Annotated in this window: 23 protein-coding genes; 13 read left to right on the forward strand and 10 right to left on the reverse strand. The window is 72.5% G+C overall.

The window, feature by feature from the left end; all coding sequences use genetic code 11:
- Positions 1-8 precede the first annotated feature (8 nt).
- On the reverse strand, positions 9-770 hold the full coding sequence (locus tag ACZ38L_RS02990; RefSeq protein ID WP_465688618.1) for an SDR family NAD(P)-dependent oxidoreductase: 762 nt from the start codon (positions 768-770) through the stop codon (positions 9-11).
- A gap of 157 nt (positions 771-927) precedes the next feature.
- Here ACZ38L_RS02990 and ACZ38L_RS02995 point away from each other — a divergent pair, with 157 nt between their 5' ends.
- Positions 928-2,520, forward strand: coding sequence for an acyl-CoA mutase large subunit family protein (locus ACZ38L_RS02995; RefSeq protein ID WP_465688620.1), 1,593 nt, complete (start codon positions 928-930; stop codon positions 2,518-2,520).
- Between the two features lie 72 nt (positions 2,521-2,592).
- Here ACZ38L_RS02995 and ACZ38L_RS03000 read toward each other — a convergent pair whose 3' ends face one another.
- Entirely contained in the window at positions 2,593-4,695 is a 2,103-nt protein-coding gene (locus ACZ38L_RS03000) for a S53 family peptidase (RefSeq protein WP_465688622.1), read from the reverse strand.
- A gap of 636 nt (positions 4,696-5,331) precedes the next feature.
- Between ACZ38L_RS03000 and ACZ38L_RS03005 the strand changes: the two genes are divergently transcribed.
- From ACZ38L_RS03005 to ACZ38L_RS03040, 8 genes are all read left to right on the forward strand, one after another.
- Entirely contained in the window at positions 5,332-6,522 is a 1,191-nt protein-coding gene (locus ACZ38L_RS03005; RefSeq protein ID WP_465688775.1) for an amidohydrolase, read from the forward strand.
- Between the two features lie 289 nt (positions 6,523-6,811).
- On the forward strand, positions 6,812-7,873 hold the full coding sequence (locus ACZ38L_RS03010; RefSeq protein ID WP_465688624.1) for a BMP family lipoprotein: 1,062 nt from the start codon (positions 6,812-6,814) through the stop codon (positions 7,871-7,873).
- Positions 7,874-8,168: 295 nt separating this feature from the next.
- Complete coding sequence (locus tag ACZ38L_RS03015) at positions 8,169-9,989, forward strand: ABC transporter ATP-binding protein (RefSeq protein ID WP_465688626.1); 1,821 nt, start codon at positions 8,169-8,171, stop codon at positions 9,987-9,989.
- A 5-nt stretch (positions 9,990-9,994) separates the two neighbouring features.
- Complete coding sequence (locus ACZ38L_RS03020) at positions 9,995-11,146, forward strand: ABC transporter permease (RefSeq protein WP_465688628.1); 1,152 nt, start codon at positions 9,995-9,997, stop codon at positions 11,144-11,146.
- Positions 11,143-12,417: an ABC transporter permease gene (locus tag ACZ38L_RS03025; protein WP_465688630.1), complete on the forward strand. Its 1,275-nt coding sequence runs from the start codon at positions 11,143-11,145 to the stop codon at positions 12,415-12,417. Before ACZ38L_RS03020 ends, ACZ38L_RS03025 begins: the two co-directional genes overlap by 4 nt.
- Complete coding sequence (locus tag ACZ38L_RS03030) at positions 12,414-12,821, forward strand: cytidine deaminase (RefSeq protein WP_396555283.1); 408 nt, start codon at positions 12,414-12,416, stop codon at positions 12,819-12,821. Before ACZ38L_RS03025 ends, ACZ38L_RS03030 begins: the two co-directional genes overlap by 4 nt.
- Positions 12,822-12,995: 174 nt before the next feature.
- Positions 12,996-14,273, forward strand: a complete 1,278-nt coding sequence (locus ACZ38L_RS03035; protein ID WP_465688632.1) for a thymidine phosphorylase — start codon at positions 12,996-12,998, stop codon at positions 14,271-14,273.
- Positions 14,274-14,408: 135 nt separating this feature from the next.
- Positions 14,409-14,591 carry a hypothetical protein gene (locus ACZ38L_RS03040; RefSeq protein ID WP_465688634.1) on the forward strand — a complete coding sequence of 61 codons (183 nt, stop codon included), beginning with the start codon at positions 14,409-14,411 and terminating at the stop codon, positions 14,589-14,591.
- Positions 14,592-14,647: 56 nt separating this feature from the next.
- Here ACZ38L_RS03040 and ACZ38L_RS03045 read toward each other — a convergent pair whose 3' ends face one another.
- The gene (locus tag ACZ38L_RS03045; RefSeq protein WP_465688636.1) at positions 14,648-15,925 is read right to left on the reverse strand and encodes an MFS transporter; all 1,278 of its coding nucleotides are present in this window, start codon (positions 15,923-15,925) and stop codon (positions 14,648-14,650) included.
- 64 nt (positions 15,926-15,989) lie between these two features.
- Here ACZ38L_RS03045 and ACZ38L_RS03050 point away from each other — a divergent pair, with 64 nt between their 5' ends.
- The 3 genes from ACZ38L_RS03050 (at position 15,990) to ACZ38L_RS03060 (ending at position 18,881) form a co-directional block, all read left to right on the forward strand.
- Positions 15,990-16,952, forward strand: coding sequence for a LysR family transcriptional regulator (locus ACZ38L_RS03050; protein ID WP_465688638.1), 963 nt, complete (start codon positions 15,990-15,992; stop codon positions 16,950-16,952).
- A 155-nt stretch (positions 16,953-17,107) separates the two neighbouring features.
- Positions 17,108-18,256 (forward strand): adenosine deaminase, encoded by a 1,149-nt coding sequence (locus tag ACZ38L_RS03055; RefSeq protein ID WP_465688640.1) that lies wholly within the window; start codon positions 17,108-17,110, stop codon positions 18,254-18,256.
- Between the two features lie 232 nt (positions 18,257-18,488).
- The gene (locus ACZ38L_RS03060; RefSeq protein WP_465688642.1) at positions 18,489-18,881 is read left to right on the forward strand and encodes a hypothetical protein; all 393 of its coding nucleotides are present in this window, start codon (positions 18,489-18,491) and stop codon (positions 18,879-18,881) included.
- A 128-nt stretch (positions 18,882-19,009) separates the two neighbouring features.
- On the opposite strand, the gene ACZ38L_RS03065 is transcribed toward ACZ38L_RS03060, so the two are convergent.
- The 5 genes from ACZ38L_RS03065 to ACZ38L_RS03085 all read right to left on the reverse strand — a co-directional run bounded on the left by ACZ38L_RS03065 (position 19,010) and on the right by ACZ38L_RS03085 (position 23,127).
- Positions 19,010-19,192 carry a PspC domain-containing protein gene (locus ACZ38L_RS03065; protein ID WP_396555271.1) on the reverse strand — a complete coding sequence of 61 codons (183 nt, stop codon included), beginning with the start codon at positions 19,190-19,192 and terminating at the stop codon, positions 19,010-19,012.
- A 219-nt stretch (positions 19,193-19,411) separates the two neighbouring features.
- A complete protein-coding gene (locus ACZ38L_RS03070) occupies positions 19,412-20,359 on the reverse strand; it encodes a VanZ family protein (RefSeq protein WP_465688644.1) in 948 nt (315 codons plus the stop codon).
- A 54-nt stretch (positions 20,360-20,413) separates the two neighbouring features.
- Complete coding sequence (locus tag ACZ38L_RS03075; RefSeq protein WP_465688646.1) at positions 20,414-20,779, reverse strand: hypothetical protein; 366 nt, start codon at positions 20,777-20,779, stop codon at positions 20,414-20,416.
- Complete coding sequence (locus ACZ38L_RS03080) at positions 20,772-22,388, reverse strand: ATP-binding protein (protein ID WP_465688648.1); 1,617 nt, start codon at positions 22,386-22,388, stop codon at positions 20,772-20,774. Before ACZ38L_RS03080 ends, ACZ38L_RS03075 begins: the two co-directional genes overlap by 8 nt.
- A 61-nt stretch (positions 22,389-22,449) precedes the next feature.
- Positions 22,450-23,127 carry a response regulator transcription factor gene (locus tag ACZ38L_RS03085; protein WP_280726464.1) on the reverse strand — a complete coding sequence of 226 codons (678 nt, stop codon included), beginning with the start codon at positions 23,125-23,127 and terminating at the stop codon, positions 22,450-22,452.
- A gap of 402 nt (positions 23,128-23,529) precedes the next feature.
- Between ACZ38L_RS03085 and ACZ38L_RS03090 the strand changes: the two genes are divergently transcribed.
- A complete protein-coding gene (locus ACZ38L_RS03090; protein ID WP_465688650.1) occupies positions 23,530-24,288 on the forward strand; it encodes a SigE family RNA polymerase sigma factor in 759 nt (252 codons plus the stop codon).
- A gap of 156 nt (positions 24,289-24,444) precedes the next feature.
- On the opposite strand, the gene ACZ38L_RS03095 is transcribed toward ACZ38L_RS03090, so the two are convergent.
- Together ACZ38L_RS03095 and ACZ38L_RS03100 are read right to left on the reverse strand one after the other, a co-directional pair.
- Positions 24,445-25,029, reverse strand: coding sequence for a Uma2 family endonuclease (locus ACZ38L_RS03095; RefSeq protein WP_465688652.1), 585 nt, complete (start codon positions 25,027-25,029; stop codon positions 24,445-24,447).
- 95 nt (positions 25,030-25,124) lie between these two features.
- Positions 25,125-25,775, reverse strand: a complete 651-nt coding sequence (locus ACZ38L_RS03100; RefSeq protein ID WP_465688654.1) for an ATP-binding protein — start codon at positions 25,773-25,775, stop codon at positions 25,125-25,127.
- Between the last annotated feature and the right edge of the window lie 164 nt (positions 25,776-25,939).

Consider the following 25,939-nt stretch of genomic DNA (forward strand, 5'->3'; position numbering starts at 1 on the left):
TGCCGGGATCAGTCGCGGTGGACCTTGTAGTTGGAGGCCTGGGCGCGCGGCCGGACCACCAGCAGGTCGATGTTCACGTGCGACGGACGGGTCACCGCCCAGGTCACCGTGTCGGCGATGTCCTCCGAGGTCAGCGGGTGCGAGACGCCCTGGTAGACGGCGGCCGCCCGGGCCTCGTCGCCACGGAACCGGGTCACCGCGAAGCCCTCCGACCGGACCATGCCCGGGGCGATCTCGATCACCCGGATGGGTTCGCCCACCAGCTCCAGACGGAGGGTGGCCGCGATGGTGTGCGCGGCGTGCTTGGCGGCCACGTAGCCGCCGCCGCCCTCGTAGGCGGCCAGCGCCGCGGTGGAGGAGAGGATCAGCACCGTCCCGTCGCCGCTGGCCCGCAGCGCCGGCAGCAGCGCCTGCGTCATGTGCAGCACGCCCAGCACGTTCACCTGGTACATCGCCAGCCAGTCGGCCGGGTCGCCCTCCTCCACCGACTCCGCGCCGATCGCCCCACCGGCGTTGTTGACCAGCACGTGCAGCTCGTCGAAGGTGGCGGCGAAGGCGTCCACCGCGGCCCGGTCGGTGACGTCCAGGGTGACCGCGCGGGCCGTCCCGCCGGTGCTCTCGATCTCCTTGGCGATCTCCTCGATCCGCTCGGTGCGGCGGGCCGTCAGCACCACGGAGAAGCCCTCGCCCGCCAGCCGCCGGGCGGTCGCCGCGCCGATCCCGCTGCTCGCCCCGGTCACCACGGCCACCCTCTGCCGGTCGCTCGTCATCTGCCCACTCTCCCGTTTGGTCGTGCCCGATACCGGCGCCATCATCGCAGTCGGGGTAGGAACAGAGGTGTGAGGGCGGCCCCGGGAGCGGAATCATCTCCACCGACCGCGAGTCCGCCCGTTCCGGGCGTCCCACCTGCATCCCGCGGAGGATCCCATGGCAGCCGAGTCGCGCGGCCCACAGCCTGTCCGTCGGGCCGAGTCGGGCTTCGTGATCGACCCCCTGTACGGCCCGGACCAGCCGGTGGAGCGGCTCGGCCGGCCCGGCGAGTACCCGTTCACCCGCGGCGTGTACCCGTCGATGTACACCGGCCGGCCCTGGACGATGCGCCAGTACGCGGGCTTCGGCACCGCCGCCGAGTCCAACGCCCGTTACCAGCAGCTGATCGCCCACGGCACGACGGGCCTCTCGGTCGCCTTCGACCTGCCGACCCAGATGGGCTACGACTCGGACGCCCCGATCGCGGCCGGTGAGGTCGGCAAGGTCGGCGTGGCGATCGACAGCGTCGAGGACATGGGCGTGCTCCTCGACGGGATCCCGCTGGGCGAGGTCTCCACCTCGATGACCATCAACGCGCCCGGCTCGTTGCTGCTGCTCCTCTACCAACTGGTCGGCGAGTCCCAGGGGGTGCCGGCCGACCGGCTCACCGGGACGATCCAGAACGACGTGCTGAAGGAGTACATCGCCCGCGGCACCTACATCTTCCCGCCCAAGCCGAGCCTGCGGCTGATCGCGGACGTCTTCCGGTACTGCCGGGCCGAGATCCCGAAGTGGAACACCATCTCGATCTCCGGCTACCACATGGCCGAGGCCGGCGCGAACCCCGCGCAGGAGATCGCCTTCACGCTGGCCAACGGCATCGAGTACGTGCGCACCGCGGTGGCGGCCGGGATGGACGTGGACGACTTCGCGCCGCGGCTCTCCTTCTTCTTCGTCTCGCGCACCACGCTGCTGGAGGAGGTCGCCAAGTTCCGTGCCGCGCGCCGGATCTGGGCCCGGGTGATGCGCGACGAGTTCGGCGCGAAGAACCCCCGGTCGCAGATGCTGCGGTTCCACACCCAGACCGCCGGGGTGCAACTGACCGCGCAGCAGCCCGAGGTCAACCTGGTCCGGGTCTCGATCCAGGCACTGGCCGCGGTGCTCGGCGGCACCCAGTCGCTGCACACCAACAGCTTCGACGAGGCCATCGCACTGCCCACCGAGAAGTCGGCCCGACTGGCGCTGCGCACCCAGCAGGTGCTCGCCTACGAGAGCGACGTCACCGCCACCGTCGACCCCTTCGCCGGCTCGTACGCGGTCGAGGCGATGACCGACGAGGTCGAGGCCGCGACGGTGCGACTGATGGCCCGGGTCGAGGAGATGGGCGGTGCGGTGGCCGCGATCGAGAACGGCTACCAGAAGGCGGAGATCGAGCGCACCGCCTACCGGATCCAGCAGGAGACCGACTCCGGCGAGCGGACCGTGGTCGGCGTCAACCGCTTCCAGCTGGCGGCCGAGGAGCCGTACCAGCCGCTGCGGGTGGACCCGGCGATCGAGGCCCAACAGGCCGCCCGGCTGGCCCGGTTGCGCGCCGACCGGGACGGCTCGGCGGTGGGCCGCGCGCTCACCGGACTGCGCAGGGCCGCCGAGGGCACCGAGAACGTGCTCCCCCCGATGAAGGAGGCGCTGGCCGCCCGTGCCACGGTCGGTGAGGTGTGCGACGCGCTGCGGGAGGTCTGGGGCACCTACACCCCGGTCGAACGGTTCTGACCCGTCACCGAACGCGGGCGAGGCCCGGAGTCCGACCTCCTGGGTCCAGGACTCCGGGCCTCGCCGTCGCGATCAGTGCTGCTTGCCCAGCCGGTAGGACTTGAAGAAGTCCTTGCCCGGCGAGCCGACACCGGTCGCGGTGTCGTAGCCGGCCGAGGCCGACAGGCCGTAGTCGGCGCCGATCTTGTACAGCCGGACCTTCAACGCGCCGTCCACGACACCCAGGTCGACCACGTTGCCGCGCTTGGTGCGCACGGCCGCGTCGTTGACGTCGTGGAAGGCCTTGGTGCCGGCCCGGTCGTAGATGCCCGGGTTGGCGAAGCCGATCGGACGGCCGCCGCGGGCCTGGATGGCGTCGGCCTCGATGCCGGCGTACTCCGGCGAGGAGACCGAGGTGCCGCCGTAGCCGCCCTCGCTGTAGGTACCGCCGGTCGGGGTGTAGCCGACCAGGGTGGCGGCCACCAGGTCACCGCTCATCGCGACGTCCGGGGTGGCGCGCTGCGGGGTGGCCGACTTGGTGCCGTCCGCCGCGACCAGCGAGATGGAGTCCGGCACCACGCCCTTCTGGTACCACGGCTGCGGCTCGCCCTTGACGACGCCACCGCCACCGCCGAAGTAGAAGGGGGCCTGGCCGGGGGCCGGGGTCCACGACTTGCCGTCGGCCGAGAGCACCGAGCGCTCGTCGCCCATGCTGACCTCGTGGCCGTAGTCGCCCTTCTTGTCCTTCAGCTCCAGCGCGGTGCCGCCCACCGCGGTCACCCACGGCGAGGAGGACGGCCACTGGGTCTGCGCCTGGTTGGTGTCGGCCTGGCAGTTGACACCGGTGGCCGCGGCACCCGGCGAGTTGTCGCCGCAGTCGCCGGCCGAGGCGTTGAAGCCGATGCCCTCGGCGGCGCCCAGCTCGAAGAGCTGGTTGTCGTTGGCGATCACGGCCGGGTCGAGGTCACCGCTCTTGCCGTGCATGATCTCGCCGTAGGAGTTCGAGACGATGTCGGCCAGGTGGTTGTCGACGATGTCGGCCAGCGCGTCGCTCAGGTCCGCGTCCTCGCAGGAGTTGGCGCCCACGTAGACCACGTTGGCGTCCGGCGCGAGGCCGTGCACCATCTCGACGTCCAGCGCCTCCTCGCCCGACCAGTCGCCGCAGTCGGCTTGGTGGGTCCACTTGGCGGGGGTGACGACCTCCTTGTACTGCCCGGGCGCGAACGGCTTGTCGCCGTGCGCGGTCGAGAAGTGGTCGGCGTCGGCCTCCATGGTGCCCAGCCCGTACGCGTCGACGATCGCGACGGTGGCGCCCTTGCCGGTCAGCTTGGCGTCGGTCACGCCGTACGCCTTGCGCAGCTGGCTCGGGACGTAACTGCACGGGGCGAAGGGGTCGTTCTTCTCGTAGCCGGTGGGTGCGCCCTTGGCGGTCTTCGAGCCGTAGCCGTCGTCCGAGCAGGTCGGCGTGGTCGGCAGGGTGTTCTGCCCCTTGGCGTCGGTGGTGGCCTGCGGCGCGGCGGCCGAACGGGCCGACTGCGCGGCGGGGTTCCGGCCCTCGGCCTTGGCCTCGGCGGCGGCCACCGAGACGGCCTGCGAGGCCGACTTCTGGTTGACGCTGGTCAGCCCGCCGATGTCCAGCACGGCGTTGGCGACACTGGCCGGGACCACCGCGTCGGAGGCGGGGGCGCTCTGCGTGCCGTCCGCGGTGCGGTAGTTGCGGAACTGGGTGCCGAAGGCCTTGGCCATGCCCGCGGTGGTGCCGCTGACCTCGACGTAGTGCTCGGTGGTCGCGGTGACCTTGAGACCGGCGCCGGTGACCCAGTCGGTCACCGCCTTGACCTGCTGCTCGCTGGGCCCGAAGCGGGCCTTGACGTCGGACGCGGAGAGGAACTCGCCGTACAGCGAGGAGCCCGGCGAGGAGACGGCCTGCGCGAAGGCGGCCAGCCCCTGCGGGTCCCTGCCGGCCAGGTAGACCCGGGCGGTGGCCGGGGTGCCGTCGGGCACCGCGCCGGCGTCGGCCTGGGGCGTGGCCCAGGCGGGGCTGGTCCCCTGGAGCGCCTTGGCGGCACCGGGGCCGTCGGAGGTGGTGTCAGCGATCGCGGGGGAGGCGATCGCGAGCGTTCCCAGGACGAGCGCGGCGGCGGCCGGAGCCGCCACTGCTATCCGGGAGAGCCGGCTGCGAACAGCTGCTGGCACGTGGGTTCCCCACTCTCATGGCTGGGCCGCATCACCTGCGGAGCAGGGATGTCTGACGGCGGCTCGGCCGCGCCTCGTGGGCGCGGCCGGACGCGGGCATGGCGGATCGCCCCGCCCGACCTGGCTCCTGACGGAGCGTCGAGCGGCTGCGAGGTTTGACTGTGCGCTCGTTGTCTATTCGCTCGGATGGTCGAAGCTCAAGACTTTGTCTGAATTTTTTACCAGCACATGACCAGTGCGTCCGGATCTTGAAACATGCCGGCCATTCGGGTGTGATGCGCCCCCGGCGCACTGGGTGACCTGCGGTGCCCGCGAGACGTGACCGGACGGCCGCTCGGTCGTTGCACAGGGCCATGACCCAGCGCGGCGTCAGCCGGGGAAGGCGGCCAAATTCCGATGTCATACCCACCCCCCGGCCGTGTATGCGCCAATCCGGGTGCTTCTTCCGCAGAACCCAGGCCAAAATCCGGCCGCGGACATACCCTTGTTGGGGTGAACCAGCCTCACTCCGCCGAACAGGCGCCCCCCCAGGTCCGTTCCGTCGCCGGGCGCACGCCCTCACCGGCCACCGTCGCCGCGGCAGCCGCCGGACGCCGGTCCGCCGCACCCGGTCCGGCGGCCGCCGGGCGGGGTTCGCTGCGGGCGCGGGTCGGGGGTTACGAGGCGGAGCTGATCGCCTTCCGGCGCGACCTGCACCGCCACCCGGAGCTGGGGCGACAGGAGTTCCGCACCACCTCGTTGCTGGTCGAGCGGTTGCGCAGGGCGGGCCTGGATCCGAAGGTGCTGCCCGGCGGCACCGGACTGACGGTCGATCTGGTGCCGGCCGACGCGCCGGCCGGCGCACCGCTGCTGGCCTTCCGCGCGGACATCGACGCGCTGCCCATCGACGACGCCAAGTCCGAGGTCCCGTACCGCTCGACGGTCCCCGGCCGGGCCCACGCCTGCGGCCACGACGTGCACACCGCGATCGCGCTGGGCGCCGGGCTGGTACTGGGTGACGCGCTGCGCGAGGGGCGGCTGCGGCGGCCGGTGCGGCTGATCTTCCAGCCCGCCGAGGAGGTGATGCCCGGTGGTGCTCTGGAGGTGATCGAGGCCGGCGGGATGGCCGGGGTGGAGCGGATCTTCGCGGTGCACTGCGACCCGAAGGTGCTGGTGGGAAAGGTGGGCCTGAAGGTCGGGGCGATCACCTCGGCCTGCGACCGGCTGGTGCTGCACCTGGACGGGCCCGGCGGCCACACCGCTCGGCCGCACCTGACCACCGACCTGGTCACCGCGATCGCCAAGGTGGCCGCCGACCTGCCGGCCGCGTTCGCCCGCCGGATGGACCCGCGCTGGGGCGTCAGCCTGGTCTGGGGCCGGATCGCCTCCGGTTCGGCGCCGAACGTGATCCCGCAGCACGCCGAGCTGGAGGGCACCGTCCGCTGCCTGGAGCTGCCCGGCTGGCGCGGGGCACCGGACGTGCTGCACGAGCTGATCACCAAGTTGGCCGAAACCCATCGAGCGAAGTGGACCCTCGACTACCACCGGGGCGTGCCGCCGGTGGTGAACGAGGCCAGCTCCATCGCGGTGCTGGAAAAGGCGATGAATCTTCAGTTCGGTGATGGAAGTGAAGAAGTCGTGGAGGAAACGGAACAGAGCCTGGGGGGCGAGGACTTCTCCTGGTACCTGGAGCACGCCCCCGGCGCGCTGGCCCGGCTCGGCGTCCGCGCGCCGGACGAGACGACCGTCCGCGATCTCCATCAGGGCCGCTTCGACGTGGACGAACGTGCCATCGCGGTGGGCGTCGAACTCTTTGTCTCGCTCGCCCAGGAGCACGTGGTCAAGTAGTCGTGTTTTCTCCGAGGGCCCGGCGGAACCTCCGCCGGGCCCTCGTGCTGTCCGTCGCTCTATAAGGAGGGGGCGGCCGCCCGGTCGGTGAGTGTCCGGATTACGATCATTAAGCGACTCAAGGGGGTTGGCTGGTGTCGGCTTCGGGCGTGTTCCCGATGGGACGGGTTGAATTGCCACGTTTTGATAACAACCCGGATGCCCCGGCTGCCCGTGACACAACTGTGTTCTACGCGCGTTACGGTTTCCGCCAGACCACGCCAAACGGGTGTGTAGAAGGAGAACTCCCTTGCGCCGTTCAGTAAAGCTCGCCGCGGTTGTGCTCTCGGGATCCCTGGGCATCGCCTCGCTCGCCGCTTGCGGCGCACAGAGCACCACCACCAGCAGCAGCTCCTCCGGTTCCTCCGGCCTCAAGGTCGGTATGGCCTACGACGTCGGTGGCCGTGGGGACCAGGGCTTCAACGACTCCGCCGCCGCGGGCCTCGACAAGGCCAAGCAGGACTTCGGCATCCAGGTCGACGAGGCCGAGGCCAAGGCCGGTGAGGCCGACTCCGACAAGCAGAACCGCCTGGAGAGCCTGGTCGACGCGGGGTACAACCCGATCATCGCGGTCGGCTTCCTCTACCAGCCCGCCGTTGACGCGGTCGCCAAGGAGCACCCGAACGTCAAGTTCGCGATCATCGACTCGGACGACCCGTCCCAGCCGAGCAACGTGACCTCGCTGGAGTTCACCGAGCAGGAGAGCTCCTACCTCGCCGGCATCGCCGCCGCCAGCAAGACCAAGACCAAGCAGGTCGGCTTCATCGGCGGTGTGCAGTCCCAGCTGATCAAGAAGTTCGAGGCCGGTTACCGGGCGGGTGTCGCCTCGGTCGACCCGAGCATCAAGGTCGACGTCACCTACCTGACCACCCCGCCGGACAACACCGGTTTCTCCGACCCCGCCAAGGGCAAGGAGGCCGCACAGGGCCAGCTGGACAAGGGTGACGACGTCATCTACACGGCCGCCGGCGCCTCCGGCACCGGTGCCATCCAGGCCGTCGCCGCCAAGCCGGGCGCCTGGGTGATCGGTGTCGACACCGACCAGGCCAAGCAGCCCGCGCTGGCCGCGTACAAGAACAGCATCCTCACCTCGGCGCTCAAGAACGTGAACAACGCGGTCTACGCGTACATCCAGAGCGTGAAGAACGGCACCCCGCTGACCGGTATCCAGCGCTTCGACCTGAAGTCGGGCGGTGTCGGCCTGGCCACCACCGGTGGTCACATCGACGACCTGAAGGCCAAGCTGGACGCGGCCACCCAGCAGATCATCTCCGGCCAGATCACCGTTCCGACCGCGCCGCCGGCCAACTGATCCACCCGCTGACACCGGGCGGCGGCACCCACAGCCGCTGACCGCCCGCCAGCACCACGCATGACAGGGAGGGGCCCGGTGGGTCGCGCGCGAGCGCATCCCGCCGGGCCCCTGCCTTCCCTCCGGGGCTGTGCGCCCCCGAATGAAACCCGCGCGCACCTCCCCGCTCGCGGCGTCCCACAGCGCCGTTTCGCAGCACTACTGGCCTCCCCAGCGCAACGACGCGTCTGCTCACCTCCAGGAGATCGCCATCACCGCTTCCGACCCCTCCCTCAGCAAGGGAGGTAGCCCCAGCGTGGGGACGGCGCCTGCGGCCGTCGAACTGCGCGGTATCACCAAGCGCTTCCCGGGTGTCGTGGCCAACCACGACATCGACATCACCGTCCGCCCTGGCACCGTGCACGCCCTGATGGGTGAGAACGGCGCCGGCAAGTCGACGCTGATGAAGATCCTCTACGGGATGCAGCGCCCCGACGAGGGCACCATCGCCATCAACGGCGAGCAGGTGGAGTTCCACACCCCCGCGGACGCCATCGCCCGCGGCATCGGCATGGTCCACCAGCACTTCATGCTGGCCGACAACCTCACCGTGCTGGAGAACGTCGTCCTCGGCGGCGAGAAGCTGCACGGCATCGGCGCCAAGGCCAAGCAGAAGGTCCTGGAGATCTCCGAGCAGTACGGCCTGAACGTCCGGCCGGACGCCCTGGTCGAGGACCTCGGCGTGGCCGACCGCCAGCGGGTCGAGATCCTCAAGGTGCTCTACCGCGGTGCCCGGATCCTGATCCTGGACGAGCCGACCGCCGTCCTGGTCCCGCAGGAGGTGGACGCGCTCTTCGGCAACCTGCGGGAGCTCAAGTCCGAGGGCGTCACCGTCATCTTCATCTCGCACAAGCTGCACGAGGTGCTCTCGGTGGCGGACGCGATCAGCGTGATCCGCCGCGGCACCACGGTCGGCGACGCGGACCCGAAGAGCGTCACCGCCCGCCAGCTGGCCGAGCTGATGGTCGGCGCCGAGCTGCCCTCCCCGGAGAGCCGCGAGTCGACCGTCACCGAGACCGAGATGCTCAGGGTCGAGGGCCTGCGGATCGCCAAGCGCGACGCCGAGGGCATCGAGCGCGTGGTGCTGGACGACATCTCGCTGCGGATCCGCAAGGGCGAGATCCTCGGCATCGCGGGTGTCGAGGGCAACGGCCAGGCCGAACTGGTCGAGGCCATCATGGGCATGCTCCCGCTGGACGCAGGCGCCGTCACGCTGGACGGCGCCGACCTCAGCAAGCTGCTCACCCGGGCCCGTCGGGAGGCCGGCATCGGCTACATCCCCGAGGACCGGCACCGGCACGGCCTGCTGCTGGAGGCCCCGCTGTGGGAGAACCGGATCCTCGGCCACGTCACCGAGGCGCCGAACTCCAAGGGCTTCCGGCTCGACCCGGCCGCCGCGCGGCAGGACACCCTGCGGATCGTCCAGGAGTACGACGTCCGCACCCCCGGCATCGAGGTCACCGCGGCCTCGCTCTCCGGCGGCAACCAGCAGAAGCTGATCATCGGCCGCGAGATGAGCCACGACCCCAAGCTGCTGATCGCCGCCCACCCGACCCGCGGTGTGGACGTCGGCGCCCAGGCGCAGATCTGGGAGCAGATCCGCTCCGCGCAGCGCGAGGGCCTGGCCGTCCTGCTGATCTCCGCGGACCTGGACGAGCTGATCGGGCTCTCCGACACCATCCGGGTGATCTACCGCGGCCGTCTGGTCGCCGACGCGGACCCGGCCACGGTCACCGCCGAGGACCTGGGCACCGCGATGACCGGTGCGGCCGCCGGCCACATCGAGTCCGACGAGGAGGCGCTGGTCGAGGCCGCCGCGATCACCGCAGAGGAGCACGGCCGCAGCGACGAGCCGGGCGGGCACCTGGACGGCCACGCGGCCGACGCGACCGCTGACGACTCCGCGGCCGACAGCACTGCGGCTGACGACTCCGCGGCCGACACGACCGCGGCTGACGACTCCGCGGCCGACACGACCGCGGCTGACGACTCCGCGGCCGACGACTCCTCCGCCGAGGAGTCGGACGACACCACCACCGACACCGCCGCCGACCCCGGCACCCAGGCGGGGGAGTGACCCACATGACCACCTCCACTGAACCCGCCAAGCGCGGCTTCCTGCAGCGGATCGACCGCGAGCGGATGGTTCTCGGCCTGGCCGCGCCCGTCCTCGCGGTCATCATCTCCGTGCTGATCTGCTCGGTCCTGCTGTTGGTCTCCGGCAAGAACCCGGTCCAGGCCTTCCAGACCATGGCCAACTACGGCTTCGCCTCCAACGGGCAGGTCGCGGTCCTCAACAAGGCCATCACCTACTACCTCGCCGGTGTCGCGGTCGCCTTCGGCTTCCGGATGAACCTGTTCAACATCGGCGCCGACGGCCAGTACCAGCTGGCGATGATGGGTGCCGCCTTCGTCGGTGCCACGGTGAACCTGCCCTCGTTCATCGAGATCCCGCTGGTGCTGATCGTCGCGATGCTGATCGGCGCGGCCTGGGCGGGCGTCGCGGGTGTCCTCAAGGTCACCCGCGGGGTCAACGAGGTCATCTCGACCATCATGTTGAACTCCATCACCACCGCCATCATCGGCGTGCTGCTGGTGCCGGGGATCCTCGCGCCGAAGACGGGCGGGGTCACCTACGGCATCCAGACCAAGACGATGGCGACCTCCAGCGACTTCTTCAGCATCACCACCCAGGGCGGCCAGCTCTACGGCTTCATCTTCGTCGCGGCCGCCGTCGGCGTGGGCTTCCAGCTGGTGCTGACCCGCACCCGGTTCGGCTTCGACCTGCGCGCCACCGGCCGCTCCGAGTCGGCCGCCGCCGCGAGCGGCGTCAACGTCAAGCGGATGGTGCTGACCAGCATGTGCATCTCCGGCGCGCTGGCCGGTCTGATCGGCATGCCGGACCTGCTGCAGAACTCGCACGTCTTCGGCCAGGGCTTCCAGGTGGGCCTCGGCTTCACCGGTATCGCCATCGCGCTGCTGGGCCGCAACACCCCGCTCGGCATCGCCTTCGCCGCGCTGCTGTGGGCCTTCCTGGACGCCACCGGCGGCCAGCTGCCGTTGCAGGGCTTCCCGCCCGAGATCGTCAACGTCATGGAAGGCACCATCGTCATCTGCGTGGTCGTCGCCTACGAGCTGGTGCGCCGCTTCGGCCTCAAGCGCCAGCAGCAGAAGGTCGGCGCCCAGCTCGCCGCTCAGGCCGCTTCGGCCGTGAAGAAGGAGGTGGCGGCATGAGCACCGCGACCACGGCACCTGCCAAGGCGCCCGCCAAGGCGGCGCCGACCAAGAGCGGCAAGCGGCTCTCGCTGCCCGTCGTGCTGCTGCTGACCGCCGGAGCGCTGCTGCTCTTCTCGGTGGTCGGCGCCCTCACCGGCAGCCACGACCTGACCTCCTCCGGCCAGATGGAGGCCGCGCTGGGCTCGGCCGTGCCGATCGGCATGGCGGGTCTGGGCGGTCTCTGGGCCGAGCGGGCCGGTGTGGTCAACATCGGTCTCGAGGGCATGATGGCGGCCGGCACCTTCTGCGGCGCCTGGACCGGCTACCTGGTCAACCCCTGGGTCGGCCTGCTGGCCGGCATGATCGGCGGTGCGCTGGGCGGCCTGCTGCACGCGGTGATCACCGTCGGCTTCGGCGTGGACCACATCGTCTCCGGTGTCGGTATCAACCTGCTGATCCCGGGCATCTGCCTGTACGTCAACCGGATCTACTACCCGGACTACGTCTCGGCCGGTGCCGGCGCCTCGAAGTCCCCGCCGACGCCCCAACTGCCCAGCATCACCGTTCCCGGGCTGTCGTCCTGGCTGGACGGGATCGAGAACCACCACTGGTTCTTCGTCTCGGACGTCGCGGGCGTGCTCGGCGGCTTCGTCACCGACCTCTCGGTGGTCACCCTGCTGGCGGGCGTGCTGCTGGTGGCCAGCTACTTCGTGCTCTGGCGCACCAGCTTCGGCCTGCGGCTGCGCTCCTGCGGTGAGAACCCGATCGCGGCCGAGTCGCTGGGTGTGAACGTCTACAAGTACAAGTACCTCGCGGTGACCGCCTCCGGTGCCTTCGCCGGCCTCGGCGGCGCGTACCTCTCGATGGTCGCGGCGAGCAACTTCCAGGACGGTCAGACCGGCGGCCGCGGGTACATCGGTCTCGCCGCGATGATCTTCGGTAACTGGATGCCGGGTGGCCTGGCCGTCGGCGCGAGCCTGTTCGGCTTCACCGACAGCCTCCAGCTGCGCGACCCGAACTCGGTGCACGTGCTGCTGCTGGTGGTCGCGCTGGTGCTGGCGCTGCTGACGCTCTGGCAGCTGTACCGCCGCCGCTTCGTTCCGGCGCTGGTCAGCCTGGCCTGCGCGGCCGGCCTGGCGGCCTGGTACGCGGACTCCAGCGCGGTGCCGCGTCCGCTGATCGTGGCGACCCCGTACATCATCACCCTGGTGGTGCTGGTGCTGTCGGCGCAGCGACTGCGGCCGCCGAAGGCCGACGGTCAGATCTACCGCAAGGGTCAGGGCAAGTGACGGCCGACCGGGCCTCGGCGCCGGCACCCGACTGGGAGGCGCTGCGCGCGGCGGCCCGGGACGCGATGTCCCGGGCGTACGCCCCGTACAGCAACTTCCCGGTCGGGGCGGCCGCCCTGGTCGACGACGGCCGCACGGTGACCGGCTGCAACGTGGAGAACGCCTCGTACGGCCTCGGCCTGTGCGCCGAGTGCGGTCTGGTCTCCGCGCTGCACGCCAGCGGCGGTGGCCGGCTGACCGCCTTCACCTGCGTGGACGGCCGCGGGCAGCTGCTGGTCCCGTGCGGGCGCTGCCGCCAACTGCTCTACGAGCACGGCGGGCCGGAGCTGCTGGTGGACCTGCCCTCGGGCATCCGGCCGATGTCCGAGGTGCTGCCGGAGGCCTTCGGGCCCGAGCACCTGTAGGCCTCCGGAACGCCACCCGGACCGCTCTGGACCGGATCTGGCAGAAGCGTCAGTGACGCGCGTAGAGTGGCGCGGGGGCGGCCTTGAGCAGTGGCCGCCCCCGCGTCGTTCGCGTTTTCCCCTTCTTCCTGCTCTTCCCTTCCACCCCGCTTCCACTTCCCTCTGGAGCACCACATGGACGCCATCTCCGTCATCAGGGCCAAGCGCGACCGCCACGAGCTGACCGACGCTCAGATCGACTGGGTGATCGACGCCTACACCCGCGGCGAGGTGGCCGACGAGCAGATGTCGGCGCTGGCCATGGCCATCCTGCTGAACGGCATGAACCTGCGCGAGATCAGCCGCTGGACCGACGCGATGATCCGCTCGGGCGTCCGGATGGACTTCTCCGCCCTGCCGCTGCCGACCTCCGACAAGCACTCCACCGGCGGCGTCGGCGACAAGATCACCCTGCCGCTGGCCCCGCTGGTCGCCGCCTGTGGCGCGGCCGTACCGCAGCTCTCCGGGCGCGGCCTCGGCCACACCGGCGGCACCCTGGACAAGCTGGAGTCGATCCCCGGCTGGCGGGCGCTGCTCTCCAACGACGAGATGATGGCCGTGCTGCGCGACGCCGGCGCGGTGATCTGTGCCGCCGGCGACGGGCTGGCCCCGGCCGACAAGAAGCTCTACGCGCTGCGCGACGTGACCGGCACGGTCGAGGCGATCCCGCTGATCGCCTCCTCGATCATGTCGAAGAAGATCGCCGAGGGCACCGGCGCGCTGGTGCTGGACGTCAAGGTCGGCTCCGGCGCCTTCATGAAGAACCTGGACGACGCCCGGGAGCTGGCCCGCACCATGGTCGGCCTCGGCCGCGGCGCCGAGGTCAACACGGTCGCCCTGCTCACCGACATGTCCACCCCGCTCGGCCTGACCGCGGGCAACGCCCTGGAGGTCCGCGAGTCGGTCGAGGTGCTGGCGGGCGGCGGTCCGGCCGACGTGGTCGAGCTGACCGTCGCGCTGGCCCGCGAGATGCTGGCCGCGGCCGGCGTGCACGGCAAGGACCCGGCCGAGGCGCTCAAGGACGGCTCGGCGATGGACCACTGGCGCCGCATGATCACCGCCCAGGGCGGCGACGTGGACGCCCCGCTCCCGGTCGCCCGTGAGCAGCACGTCATCAACGCCCCGGCCAGCGGCGTGCTCACCTCGCTGGACGCCTACGCCGTCGGCGTCTGCGCCTGGCGCCTGGGCGCCGGCCGCGCCCGCAAGGAGGACCCGGTGCAGGCCGGCGCAGGCGTCGAGCTGCACGCCAAGCCCGGCGACACCGTCACCGCCGGCCAGCCGCTGCTGACCCTGCACACCGACACCCCGGAGCGCTTCGACTACGCCATCGAGTCCCTGGAGGGCGGCATCCAGGTCGCTCCGGCGGGCACCGAGTTCACCCCGGCCCCGATCATCCTGGACCGCATCGCGTAACGGGCCGAGTTCTTCGCGGGGGCGCGCCACAGCCGTGGCGCGCCCCCGCGGAGTTCCCGCGCGCTCTTCGGCTCTCAATATCCCACTATTGGTTCGCTGGCCGAGCAGATCGAGGAGCGGACCGGCAGCCGGGGATTGCTGCTGGAGGACGCTGGCCTGGACGGGCACGACAACGTGGTGGACGCCATCGTGGTCGCCACCGCGGCCTCCACCGTGGGCCCGGTGAAGGTGGCCTCCACCGATGGCTCTCACGTACCGAAGCTCTGCCGGGCGGCCTCGCTGGACCGGCGGAACCCGGTGGAACGGGTGCGGATCTGAGCGGGATCCGGATGGCCCGGCTCGACGCTCGTCCGGGGTGGTCGCCGGGGCGGGGCTCATGCCTGGAGGGTGACGACTGGCGCCTGCCTGCGGGCCGTGCTCGCTCGCCAGCTGGCGTACAGCGTGATCACCGCCGCCAGCGCCATCGCGGTCAGGCCCACGGTGGCCGCGCCCGGCCAGCCGGTGGAGTGGTAGGCGTCGGCGCCGAGGGTGCCGCCGAGGCTGTTGCCGAGGTAGTAGGCGATCAGGTAGAGCGCCGAGGCCTGGGCGCGGCCGGTGGTGGTGCTGCGGCCGACCGAGGAGGAGGCGGTCGCGTGGCCGGCGAAGAAGCCCGCGGTGATCAGGACCAGGCCGAGCAGCGCGCCGGCCAGCGAGTCGGCCAGTGAGAGCAGCAGGCCGGCCGTGGTGAGTCCGATCGCGACGTAGAGGGTGCCGCGCCGGCCGAGCCGGGCGGTGAGCCGGCCGGCGCCGGCCGAGGAGGCGGTGCCGACCAGGTAGACCACGAAGATCGAGGCGGCCAGCGACTGCGGCAGGTGGAAGGGCGCGGCGACCAGCCGGAAGCCCATGGTGTTGTAGACCGTGCCGAACACCGCCATGAAGAGCGCGCCCAGCGCGTAGAGGCGCAGCAGCAGCGGGTTGCGCAGGTGGCCGGCGACGGTCCGGCCCAGCGCGCGGGCGTCCACCGGGCCGCGCCGGAAGTGCCGGGCGGCCGGGATCAGCAGCCGGAACCCGGCGGTGGCGAGCAGTGCCAACAGGGCGGCGGCGGCCAGCCCCCAGCGCCAGCCCCAGGCCGCGCCGACCCAGCCGGCGACCAGCCGGCCGGCCATCCCGCCGACGCTGTTGCCCGCCACGTACAGGCCCATCGCGGAGGCCAGCGCGCTCGGGTGCACCTCCTCGGCGAGGTAGGCCATCGCGGTGGCGGGCAGGCCGGCCAGTGCCGCGCCCTGGAGCGCCCGCAGCGCGGTGAGCGCGCCCAGCCCGGGGGCGAACGGCAGCGCCAGCGCGATCACCGAGGCGGCCAGCATCGAGACGGTCATCACCGTGATCCGTCCGTACCGGTCGGAGAGCGCACTGGCCGGGAGCAGCGCCAGGGCCAGGCCGAAGGTGGCGGCGGAGGTGGTCCAGCTGGCCTGGCCCGGCGTCAGGTGGAGATCGGCGGAGAGCAGTGGCAGCAGGCCCTGGGTGGCGTACAGCAGCACGAAGGTGGCCACGCCCGCCGCGAAGAGGGCCAGGTTGGAGCGGCGGAAGTCGCGCTGGCCGGGGCGGAGCCGGAGGTCCGGGGTGAGGGCATCCGGCACGTCCGTAGCGGATGCCCCGGTATCGGCGGGAAGCATGTCCCTGACGCTAGCCCCGCGCGCTCTGATGCGTCCAATGCATGGGAAGCCGATAATTCATGCCGTGTCGCATGAGTGGAGTTCCGAGCCCCCGCCGGCGCGGCCGGCCGAGATCGAGCCGGACGCGCCGTCGGTGCTGCTGGCGCCCCGGCTGGCGCAGTTCGCCGCGGTGGCCCGGCTGGAACACGTCACCCGGGCCGCCGAGTCGCTCGGCATGCCGCAGCCCACGCTCTCCCGGGCGGTGGCCCGGCTGGAGGCGGACCTCGGGGTGGCGCTGCTGGCCCGGGAGGGTCGGACGGTCCGGCTGACCCGGGCCGGCCGGCTGCTGCTCGGCGCGGTGGAGCGGGCGCTGGCCGAGGTCGAGCGCGGTGTCGAGGCGGCCCGGGCGGAGGCCGATCCGGCCGCCGGGCGGGTGGCGTTCGGGTTCCTGCACACCATGGGGACGGACGCGGTGCCCGCGCTGCTGCGCGGCTTCCGGGCCGAGCACCCGCAGGTGCGGTTCCAGCTGGTGCAGGACTACGTGGCGGCGATGCTGGACCGGCTGCGGGCCGGCGAGTTGGACCTCTGCCTGGTCTCGCCGCTCCCGGACGACCCGGCGCTGGTCGCCCGTCCGCTGGACGAGCAGCGGCTGCACCTGGTGGTGCCGGCCGACCACCGGCTGGCCGGGCGGCGGCGGATCCGGCTGGCGGAGGTCGCCGAGGAGCCGTTCGTGGCGGTCGAGAAGGGCTACGGCCTGCGGGCGATCACCGACGACTTCTGCGCGCAGGCCGGCTTCACCCCGCGGATCGCCTTCGAGGGGGAGGAGGCCGAGACGCTGCGCGGGCTGGTCGCGGCCGGGCTGGGGGTGGCGCTGCTGCCGCCGGGGCTGGTGCCAAGGCCGGGGGTGGTGGACCTGGCGGTGACGGCGCCGCGGACCCGCCGGGCGATCGGCCTGGCCTGGGTGGCCGGGCGCCCGCTGACGCCGCCGGCCCGGGCCTTCCGGGACTTCGTGCTGTCCCGTCGGGGGCGGCTGCTGGACCACGACTGAGACCACGACTGGGACCACGACTGGACTCACGACTGGGCTCACGACTGGCACCAGGACGGGACCACGACCGGGCGGCAGCCGGGGCCGGCGGGCGGCGCGCGGATCCGACGGTGCGTCGAGTATGCATCTACGCGCGTAGGCCTTACACTCCCGCAATGGAGAAGCAGATCCCCGTTCCCGCGGGCACCACGGCCCCGCGCATCCCCACCGCCGACCAGATCCGCCGCGCCCCCAAGGTCGTGCTCCACGACCACCTGGACGGTGGCCTCCGCCCCGAGACGATCGTCGAACTGGCCGCCGCCAGCGGCTACCAGGGGCTCCCCACCACCGACCCGGTCAAGCTCGGCATCTGGTTCCGGGAAGCCGCCGACTCCGGCTCGCTGGTCCGCTACCTGGAGACCTTCGCGCACACCTGCGCCGTGATGCAGACCCGCGAGGCGCTGGTCCGGGTCGCCGCCGACTGCGCCGAGGACCTGGCCGCCGACGGCGTGGTCTACGCCGAGGTGCGCTACGCCCCCGAGCAGCACCTGGAGGGCGGCCTGACCCTCGACGAGGTCGTCGAGGCGGTCAACGAGGGCTTCCGCCTCGGCGAGGCCAACGCCCGGGCCAAGGGCAACCGGATCAAGGTCGGCACGCTGCTCACCGCGATGCGGCACGCCGCCCGTTCGCAGGAGATCGCCGAGCTCGCCAACCGGCACCGCGACGCCGGCGTGGTCGGCTTCGACATCGCCGGTGCCGAGGCGGGCCACCCGCCGACCCGCCACCAGGGCGCCTTCGACTACCTCAAGGGCGAGAACAACCACTTCACCATCCACGCGGGCGAGGCCTTCGGCCTGCCGTCGATCTGGGAGGCCCTGCAGTGCTGCGGTGCCGACCGGCTGGGCCACGGCGTGCGGATCATCGACGACATCACGGTGAACGAGGACGGCACGGTCGAGCTCGGCCGGCTGGCCGCCTACGTGCGCGACAAGCGGATCCCGCTGGAGATGTGCCCGACCTCCAACCTGCAGACGGCGGCGGCGAGTTCGTACGCTGAGCACCCGATCGGGCTGCTCAGCCGGCTGAAGTTCCGGATCACCGTGAACACCGACAACCGGCTGATGAGCGGGACCAGCATGAGCCAGGAGTTCGCGCACCTGGTGGACGCCTTCGGCTACACCCTGGACGACATGGCGTGGTTCACCATCAACGCGATGAAGTCCGCGTTCCTGCCCTTCGACGAGCGGCTGGCCATGATCAACGACGTGATCAAGCCCGGCTACGCGGAGCTCAAGGCGGAGTGGCTGTTCGGCGGCGGTGCCTGAACCGGACGGATGAGCTGATAGCGATGGGCGGTCAGGACGCTTGTTCCGGCCGCCCTTCGCATTGTCCCGACGAGTCATCCGTGTGGGTGACGCGTCTTTGATTCGCGTCCAGCCGTCTGTCTACGGTTCTCGGGTCACTGCTGACAACGGCGCAGCGGCGGACGCCCGGGCGGCCTCGACTCGGCCCGGCGATCGCGGTGCGCCGGCCCGACGAGGACACGAGGACGGACTCATGAAGCAGGCCACTCTCAAGGCCGCCGGTACCGCGGCGCTCGGTGTTGCCCTGGCGGCGGTCGCGGCCGGTTCCGCCTCCGCCGCGGCGGCCGGCGGCCCGCTCGGTGGCCTCGGCAGCCCCGACGGGCTGACCAGCGGCACCAGCGGGCTCACCAACACCACCACCGGCGCGCTCAACAAGACCCCGGCGGTCGGCGGCGCGGTCTCGCGGACCACCGGCACCCTCAACCCGAACGCGGGCGCCCCGGCCGGCCAGGCCAACCGTGCCGCCACCCGTGGCATGCCGGCGGTCGGCACGCCGTTGAGCGCGGTGACGAAGGCGGCGCAGAGCGACCAGGTCACCGGGCTGGTCAAGGGCGCGCTGCCGCTGGGCGGTGGGCTGGGCGGCTGACGCTGACGGGCTGTCGGCGCGGCTCCGGTCGGTTGGCCGGCCGGCGGGCTCCGGTGGTCGTGCAGGCCCTGGGCCGTTCGTGCCGCGTGACGCGGTGTGGGCGGCCCCGCGGCGTTCCCGGGGCGGCCTCAGGGCTCCTGCGGGAGGAGCAGCCAGAGGGCCAGGTAGATCAGGAACTGCGGGCCGGGGAGCAGGCAGGACGCCAGGAAGATCAGCCGGACGGTCCACGGGGTGAGGCCGAAGCGCTCGGCGACCCCGGCGCAGACTCCGGCGAGCAAACGGTTGTGGCGGGGGCGGGCGAGGGTGCGCATGGCGGGCTCCGAGCGGTAGTGGGCCGGTCCCGGCTGGTCCGGGCGGGCTGATTCCATCCTCGGGGCGGCTCGGCGCGGGGGCGTCAGACCGGATGGCGATTCGCGCCCCCGGTCTCTCCCGGGGACGGGTGGGGGCGCTCTCGGGGGCCGCTCAGGGTTCGGCCCGGAGGGGAACGCGGCGGGGAGCGCGCGAACCGGGGTGGACGAAGGGCTCGCTGGTCAGCGGAGGTCGGCGCTGGCCAGGACCGGAGGTCGCAGGGCCGGGCCGGTGCGGGCCGGGGCGATGGTGCGGTGCCCACCGGTGAGCCGGCCGGGCGCGGTGCCGGCGGGCCGTCCCGGGTGCGGGCGCCGGGCCCGCCGTAGCCAGCCGGCCCGGCGCATCCGCACCCAGCGGGCGCGGTGCAGCCAGTGCGCGCCGGCGGTGCGGTCGGGCGCCGTCACGACGCACGGCGGGCTGCCGAGCTGCCGCTGGGCGAGCGTGGTGCGCCGGGCGGAGCGGCAGGTGCGAACGCCGGTGGTCGGCCGGGGTGCGACCGGTGCCGGCTCGGGCGCGCGTGCCGCGGGTGCGGGGGCGACCACCGGCGCCGCCGCCACCCGCTCGACGCCCCGCGGGCGGCGCAGCCTGGCCCGCAGCACCGCCCGCCCCGCCGGGACCACCGCGAGGTGCAGCACGCCCGCGCCGATCACCCCCAGCAGCACCCGGTCGACGTTGGGCAGCTGCCCGGCCAGCGTCTCGCGGGCCGCCTCCAGCGCCGTCGCGATCAGCGTGCTGAGCCCGAGGCAGTGCAGGAACGAGCCCACCGCCGAGACCCGCAGCCGCCCGCCGGCCATCGGCAGCAGCACGCCCAGCGGGGCCGTGCTGAGCAGGCCGCCGGCGGTCCGGAGCAGGCCGTCGGTCCCGCCGACCTCCAGGTCGGCGCGCACCGAGGCGAACGGCGTGAGGTTGCCGTCATACGCCCAGGGCATCGCCACCGCGTGCTGCGCGTACCAGCCGAGCGCGACGAAGTAGAGCGCCAGCAGGACGACGCCGACGGTCCGGAGGCGGGCCGGCAGCGCGTCGGGGTCGGGCGAAGGACGGCCCTGCGGCGGTACCCCCTCGGGCTTCCGCCGGTCGTCGATCCGCACGCTGCCGTGCGCCGTTCGCGCGCCGGTGCCATCTCGCTGCACGCCTCGAAGGACGCGAGGGTCCGACTTCCGGTTCCCGGCCCCGGCCGGCCCGGCTCAGCCGCAGCTGCTGGGACCGGCCGTCGGGCCGCCGGGGCCGGCCGTCGGCACGCTCGGTGCGGTGGAGACCGCCGGGACCGGCGACGCCGTCGGGGAGAGCCGGACCGGTCCCTTCGGACTGGCCGGAGTCGGCGTGCCGGGGGCGCCCGGACTGGGACAGGCGGTTCGGACGGCGGGCGAGCCGGCGTCCACCGGCACCGCGGTGGGCCGGATCCCGCAGCCGGTCGCCAGCCCGGCGGTCAGCGCGGCCACCCCCAACGCGGCGGCCCAGCCGAACGCGGCCGACCGGGCCGGCGCGACCCTCCGGTACTCCCGCGGGGACGGTCGGCCGGGCGCCGCCGCCGGGCTCGTCGTTCTACGCACCGTGCTCACTGTTCCGATCTCGCTCGGATCCGTCCGTCGAATCCCCCGAGTCCTGCCCGCCCGTGCCACCCGCACCGCCCGGCCGGGCCGCCGGCTGCCGTCGGGCGGGCGGCACCACCGGCAGGGTCAGCGTGAACACCGCGCCCCCGCCGGACCCGGCCGGGGCGTTGGCGGCGGTGATGGTGCCGCCGTGGATCTGCGCGTTGGCCATCGCGATGGAGAGCCCCAGCCCGCTGCCCTCCGAGCGGGCCCGGCCCTTGTCGGCCTTGTAGAAGCGGTCGAAGACGTGGGGCAGGACGTCCTCGGGGATGCCCGGACCGCTGTCCGAGACCGCGACCACGACCTCGCCGTCGTCCTCGTGCTCACCGGGCCGCTTGGTCACGGTGACCCGGACCGGCGAGCCGCCGTGCTTAAGCGCGTTGCCGATCAGATTGGCGAAGACCACGTCCAGCCGGCGCGGGTCGACCACCGCCAGCACCCCGCGCGGCGCGTCCACCTCCACCGCGTCGTACCAGGCCCGGCCGTCGATGCAGGACATGATCAGGTCGGCGATGTCCATCTCGTCGGCGACCAGCTTCGCGGTGCCCGCGTCGAAGCGGGTCACCTCCATCAGGTTCTCCACCAGGTCGGAGAGCCGGCGGGTCTCGCTGACCACCAGCCGCACGGCCGGCTCGATCATCGGGTCCAGCGACTCGGCCTCGTCCTCCAGGATGTCGGTGACCGCGGTCATCGCGGTGAGCGGGGTGCGCAGTTCGTGCGACATGTCGGCGACGAACCGGCGGCTCTGCGCCTCGCGGGCGCTCAACTCCTCGACCTGCTCGGAGAGCGCCTCCGCGGTGCGGTTGAACGTCCTTGCCAGTTCGGCGAGTTCGTCGGCGCCCTTGACCTCCAGCCGGGTGTCCAGTTGGCCTTCGCCCAACCGCCGTGCGGCCTCGCCGAGTTGGCGGACCGGGCGGAGCACGGTGGCGGAGGCCGCCTGGGCCAGCAGGGTCGCCGCGATCAGTGCCAGCAGGGTGGCCACCGCCAACGACCAGCCCAGCGTGTCGAGATCGGCCCGCTCGGTGCCCAGCGACTTGAACATGTAGGCGGTCGGGCCGGTCGGCACCACCTTCGTCCCGCCGACCACGAACGGTTGGCCGCCGATGTTCACCCGCTGCCAGTACAGGTGGTAGGCGTTGCTGTTGCCGGCGGTGATCGGGCGCGGCGTGGTGACGTCGGTGCGCAGCGCGGCCGGCACCTGGGCGAGGGTGTAGCGCGGGTCGGAGTAGGCCGGGCAGCTGGGCTGGGCGTCGTCCACCACCACGACGTCGTAGTTGAGCCCGGAGCTGGCCACCGCCGAGGCCAGCTGGACCAGGTCCGCGCAGCTCGGGTTGAGCGGCAGCGCGGAGACGTTCTGGCTGAGCGAGACGCGGAAGCCCTTCAGCGCGGTGTCCTGGGCGCGCTTGAGCACCGCGTCCCGGTTGAGCCAGTACGCGATGCCGGAGGCGGAGGCGGCCGCTGTCAACGCCACCACGGCGAACACCGCGATCAGTCGCACCCGCAGCGAGCTCAGCCGCAGCCGTCGCCACAGGCCGGGGGCGAAGCGGCGGCCGTTCTGATGGTCAGTCACGTGTCGGAGTCGCTATCAGCAGGGGAACGGGGATCGGCGGCATCTGGGGTGGGCGGGCCGGTCAGGCCGGCGGGTCGAGACGATAGCCGACCCCGCGGACCGTCCGGATCAGGGTCGGCGCCGAGGGCACGTCCTCCACCTTGGCCCGCAGTCGCTGCACGCAGGCGTCCACCAGCCGGGAGTCGCCCAGGTAGTCGTGCTCCCAGACCAGCCGCAGCAGCTGCTGGCGGGAGAGTGCCTGACCGGGCCGGCGGCTCAGCTCCAGCAGCAGCCGCAGCTCGGTCGGGGTGAGCTGGAGGTCCTCGCCGTCCTTGGTCACCGTCATCGCCGAACGGTCGATCACCACCGAGCCGTAGGCGGACGAGTCCGAGCTCTCCCGCTCACCGCGGCGCAGCACGGCGCGGATCCGGGCGTCCAACACCCGTGGCTGCACCGGCTTGACCACGTAGTCGTCGGCGCCGGACTCCAGGCCGACCACCACGTCGATGTCGTCCGAGCGTGCGGTCAGCAGGATGATCGGCAGCTGGTCGGTGCGCCGGATCCGGCGGCAGACCTCGAAGCCGTCGATCCCGGGCAGCATCACGTCGAGCACGATGAGGTCGGGCCGCTGCTCCTTGAAGAGCCGCAGGCCGTCCTCGCCGGACGCGGCGGCGGCCACGCGGTGGCCCTGGCGGGTGAGGGCGAGTTCGAGGCCGGTACGGATGGCGTCGTCGTCCTCGATCAGAAGGAGGAAAGGCACCTGCTCATTCTGGCTCACGCCGCCTGCCGGCGGGAACCGGCCCGGCCATGGGCGGCGTCACCGCCGGTGGAACGAGTACCGGGACGAAGGTCCTGCCCCTTGTGACACCGCTGTGACAGTCGGCGGACACCGTCATGACGGGCGGCCGGCAGGATTTTCCCTGTCACCGCGACGGACCGGCCGAGAAGCCGGAACGACCCGGTGATCTCGGAAAGGACCCGCTCGTACCGATCATGGGGGCGCACGATGAACGCAACGCTGGAGACCCGGGGCATCCTGGATGCGCACAGCCCGGCAGTCCGTGGCGTCCGTCCGTCGGGGCGCGGTCGGGACGGGCAGTGCGCGGGGGCGCGCCGTGGGGGCGGCGCGGGCCGGACCGGGGAGCTGCACGGGATCGGACGGATGGGGAGTGCGTCCGAGACCACCCAGACCCTCACGCTGCGCGGGGTGCTCCCGGTGCGCGCTGAGGGCCAGGACGTCCCGGGGGGGACGAACGGCCTGCGCGGCCTCGGCTCGGGGGAGCCGGACGCCCGCAGGACGGCGGGGACCACCCTGTTCCGGCTCGCGCCGGTGCAGGAGGCCCCGCACCAGGGCGAGCAGGGAGGCGCGCAGGGGGAGCACTCGGCCGTCGCGGAGGAGCACCTCGCGGAGTTCACCGCGTACGTTCGCGAGCGCCGCGCCTCCCTGTACGCCACCGCGTACCACCTGACCGGTGACCGCTTCGAGGCCGAGGACCTGCTGCAGAGCGCGCTCTTCAGCACCTACCGGGCCTGGGGCCGGATCACCGACAAGGCGGCGGTCGGCGGCTACCTCCGCCGCACCATGACCAACCTGCACATCTCGGCCTGGCGCCGGCGCAAGCTCAACGAGTACCCGACCGAGGAGCTGCCGGAGACGGTCGGCGACACCGACGCGATGGGCGGCACCGAGCTGCGCGCGGTGCTCTGGCAGGCGCTCGCCAAGCTCCCGGAGAACCAGCGCACCATGCTGGTGCTGCGCTACTACGAGGGCCGCACCGACCCGGAGATCGCCGACATCCTCGGCATCAGCGTCGGCACGGTGAAGAGCAGCATCTGGCGCGCCCTGCGCCGGCTGCGTGACGACGAGCAGCTGAACCGCACCGGCGACACCGCCCACGCGTTCGGCGAGCTGGTCGCGTAACACCTGAGGACTCCCGTCGGGGGACGGGGAACCAGGCCGCGGGAGAGCCGGCACCGCTCGGGGGAGACGGTGTCGGGGGGGATCACGCGGCCACCGCACAGCAGTCGGGCCCGGCGTTCGGGGAAGAGGACGCCGGGCCCGACTGTTCGTCGTGGCTCAGAGGTCGAGCAGCCGGCTGAGGTCGATCTCCACCGGGAAGGGGAACTCCGCCTTGAGGGTGCCGGTGTGGACGGCGCCCTCGGGAGCGGGGGCGTAGACACCGGATTCGCGGTCGAGGTGGAACTCGTAGACCGCGGGGAGGTCGTCCTCGCCGCGCTCGACCCGCCAGTAGTGGGGGACGCCGGCCTCGGCGTAGAGGCCCGGCTTGCGGAAGCGGTCATCGGCGCGCGAACCGGGGGAGACCACCTCGACGGCCAGCACGACCGAGGCGACCGGCAGGCACTCCAGCGAGAAGACGTCCAGGCCGGTCCGGTCGTAGACCACGACGTCGGGCTTGGGCGGGTTGTACTCGTCCACGAGGACGCACCGCTCGACGTTGACTGCGTAGGGGGCACGCCGGGCGGCCCGAAGGGCGAAGTACAACTCGTCCCGGACGGTGTCGTGCCAGTGACTGGTCATGCCCCGAACCACGATCGCCCCGTCCACCAAGTCGAATTCGAACGGCAGGTCCAGGTCCTTGACCTGGTCGTAGGTCCAGCCTCGGTCCGGCGGGTGCATCCAGTCGATCGGCTCGGCTGTCACGGCTACCTCCCTCGTGCGGCTCCTGGGATCAGCCTAGTGCGGGGTCACGAGTGCAGGATCGTTTCAGCGGCGGGTGAGGTGGCGGCGGGCGGTGCTCAGGCGTTGGCGTGGACCGGGGTGGCCGGGAGGGGGACGGCGGCGGCGCGGACCCGGCGTTCGGCTTCGGGGCCGGCGCAGGCGACCGCGCCGAGGCCGACCTGGCGGGCCACGATGCCGTGCTCGGCGCGCATCAGGCGCCAGCCGCGGCGCAGCAGGTAGGGGATGGACTTGCGGCCCTCGCGGACGTCGCGGCGGAACCGGCGCCAGGCCGTGGTGAGCGGGTGGTTGCGCAGGCAGAGCGCGTCGCCGAGCAGGTCCTCGGCCGCGCACTGGGCCGCGATCTCGGCGGCGAAGATGCCCTCGGCGATGAAGGCGGGGGCGCCCGCCAGGTCGAGCACCCGGCTGCCGGTACGCCCGTTGGCGGGGATCGAGTAGACCGGGACCTCGGCCCGGCCCAGCTCGGCCAGTTGCCGGATGGCCGTCAGCGCCTGCTCACGGTGCCAGGCGAGCGGCGAGTCCCAGTCGGTGCCGCCGTCGGGCAGGACGGGCAGGGTGGGGTCGTCGCCGTCCTTGTAGAAGTCGTCGAGCTGGAGCACCGGCAGCCCGGTGCGCTCGGCCAGCGAGGACTTCCCGGATCCCGAGGGACCGGAGATCAGCACCACGCGGGCGCGGGAGGTCGGTGCGGAATTCAGCGGGGAGTCACTCACGAGACACCAGTCTGACGCATCCGGGGGCGTGAGTGGAACCCGCCGGGGGGTGGACATGGGTCGGGGGGGGGGGGCGGGGGGGGGGGGGGGGGGGGGGGGGGGGGGGGGGGGGGGGGTCCCCTTTGTTGTGAAAGCCCTTTTTTCTTCGACAAGAAAATAGACTC

Source organism: Kitasatospora sp. NPDC024654, from assembly GCF_055559155.1.

What these genes read in the sequence shown, in the direction of transcription:
- ACZ38L_RS02990 (WP_465688618.1), bottom strand. Translation starts at nt 770, where the DNA reads ATGACGAGCGACCGGCAGAGGGTGGCCGTGGTGACCGGGGCGAGCAGC.
- ACZ38L_RS02995 (WP_465688620.1), top strand. Translation starts at nt 928, where the DNA reads ATGGCAGCCGAGTCGCGCGGCCCACAGCCTGTCCGTCGGGCCGAGTCG.
- ACZ38L_RS03060 (WP_465688642.1), top strand. Translation starts at nt 18,489, where the DNA reads ATGAAGCAGGCCACTCTCAAGGCCGCCGGTACCGCGGCGCTCGGTGTT.
- ACZ38L_RS03055 (WP_465688640.1), top strand. Translation starts at nt 17,108, where the DNA reads ATGGAGAAGCAGATCCCCGTTCCCGCGGGCACCACGGCCCCGCGCATC.
- ACZ38L_RS03090 (WP_465688650.1), top strand. Translation starts at nt 23,530, where the DNA reads ATGGGGAGTGCGTCCGAGACCACCCAGACCCTCACGCTGCGCGGGGTG.
- ACZ38L_RS03065 (WP_396555271.1), bottom strand. Translation starts at nt 19,192, where the DNA reads ATGCGCACCCTCGCCCGCCCCCGCCACAACCGTTTGCTCGCCGGAGTC.
- ACZ38L_RS03020 (WP_465688628.1), top strand. Translation starts at nt 9,995, where the DNA reads ATGACCACCTCCACTGAACCCGCCAAGCGCGGCTTCCTGCAGCGGATC.
- ACZ38L_RS03035 (WP_465688632.1), top strand. Translation starts at nt 12,996, where the DNA reads ATGGACGCCATCTCCGTCATCAGGGCCAAGCGCGACCGCCACGAGCTG.
- ACZ38L_RS03045 (WP_465688636.1), bottom strand. Translation starts at nt 15,925, where the DNA reads ATGCTTCCCGCCGATACCGGGGCATCCGCTACGGACGTGCCGGATGCC.
- ACZ38L_RS03025 (WP_465688630.1), top strand. Translation starts at nt 11,143, where the DNA reads ATGAGCACCGCGACCACGGCACCTGCCAAGGCGCCCGCCAAGGCGGCG.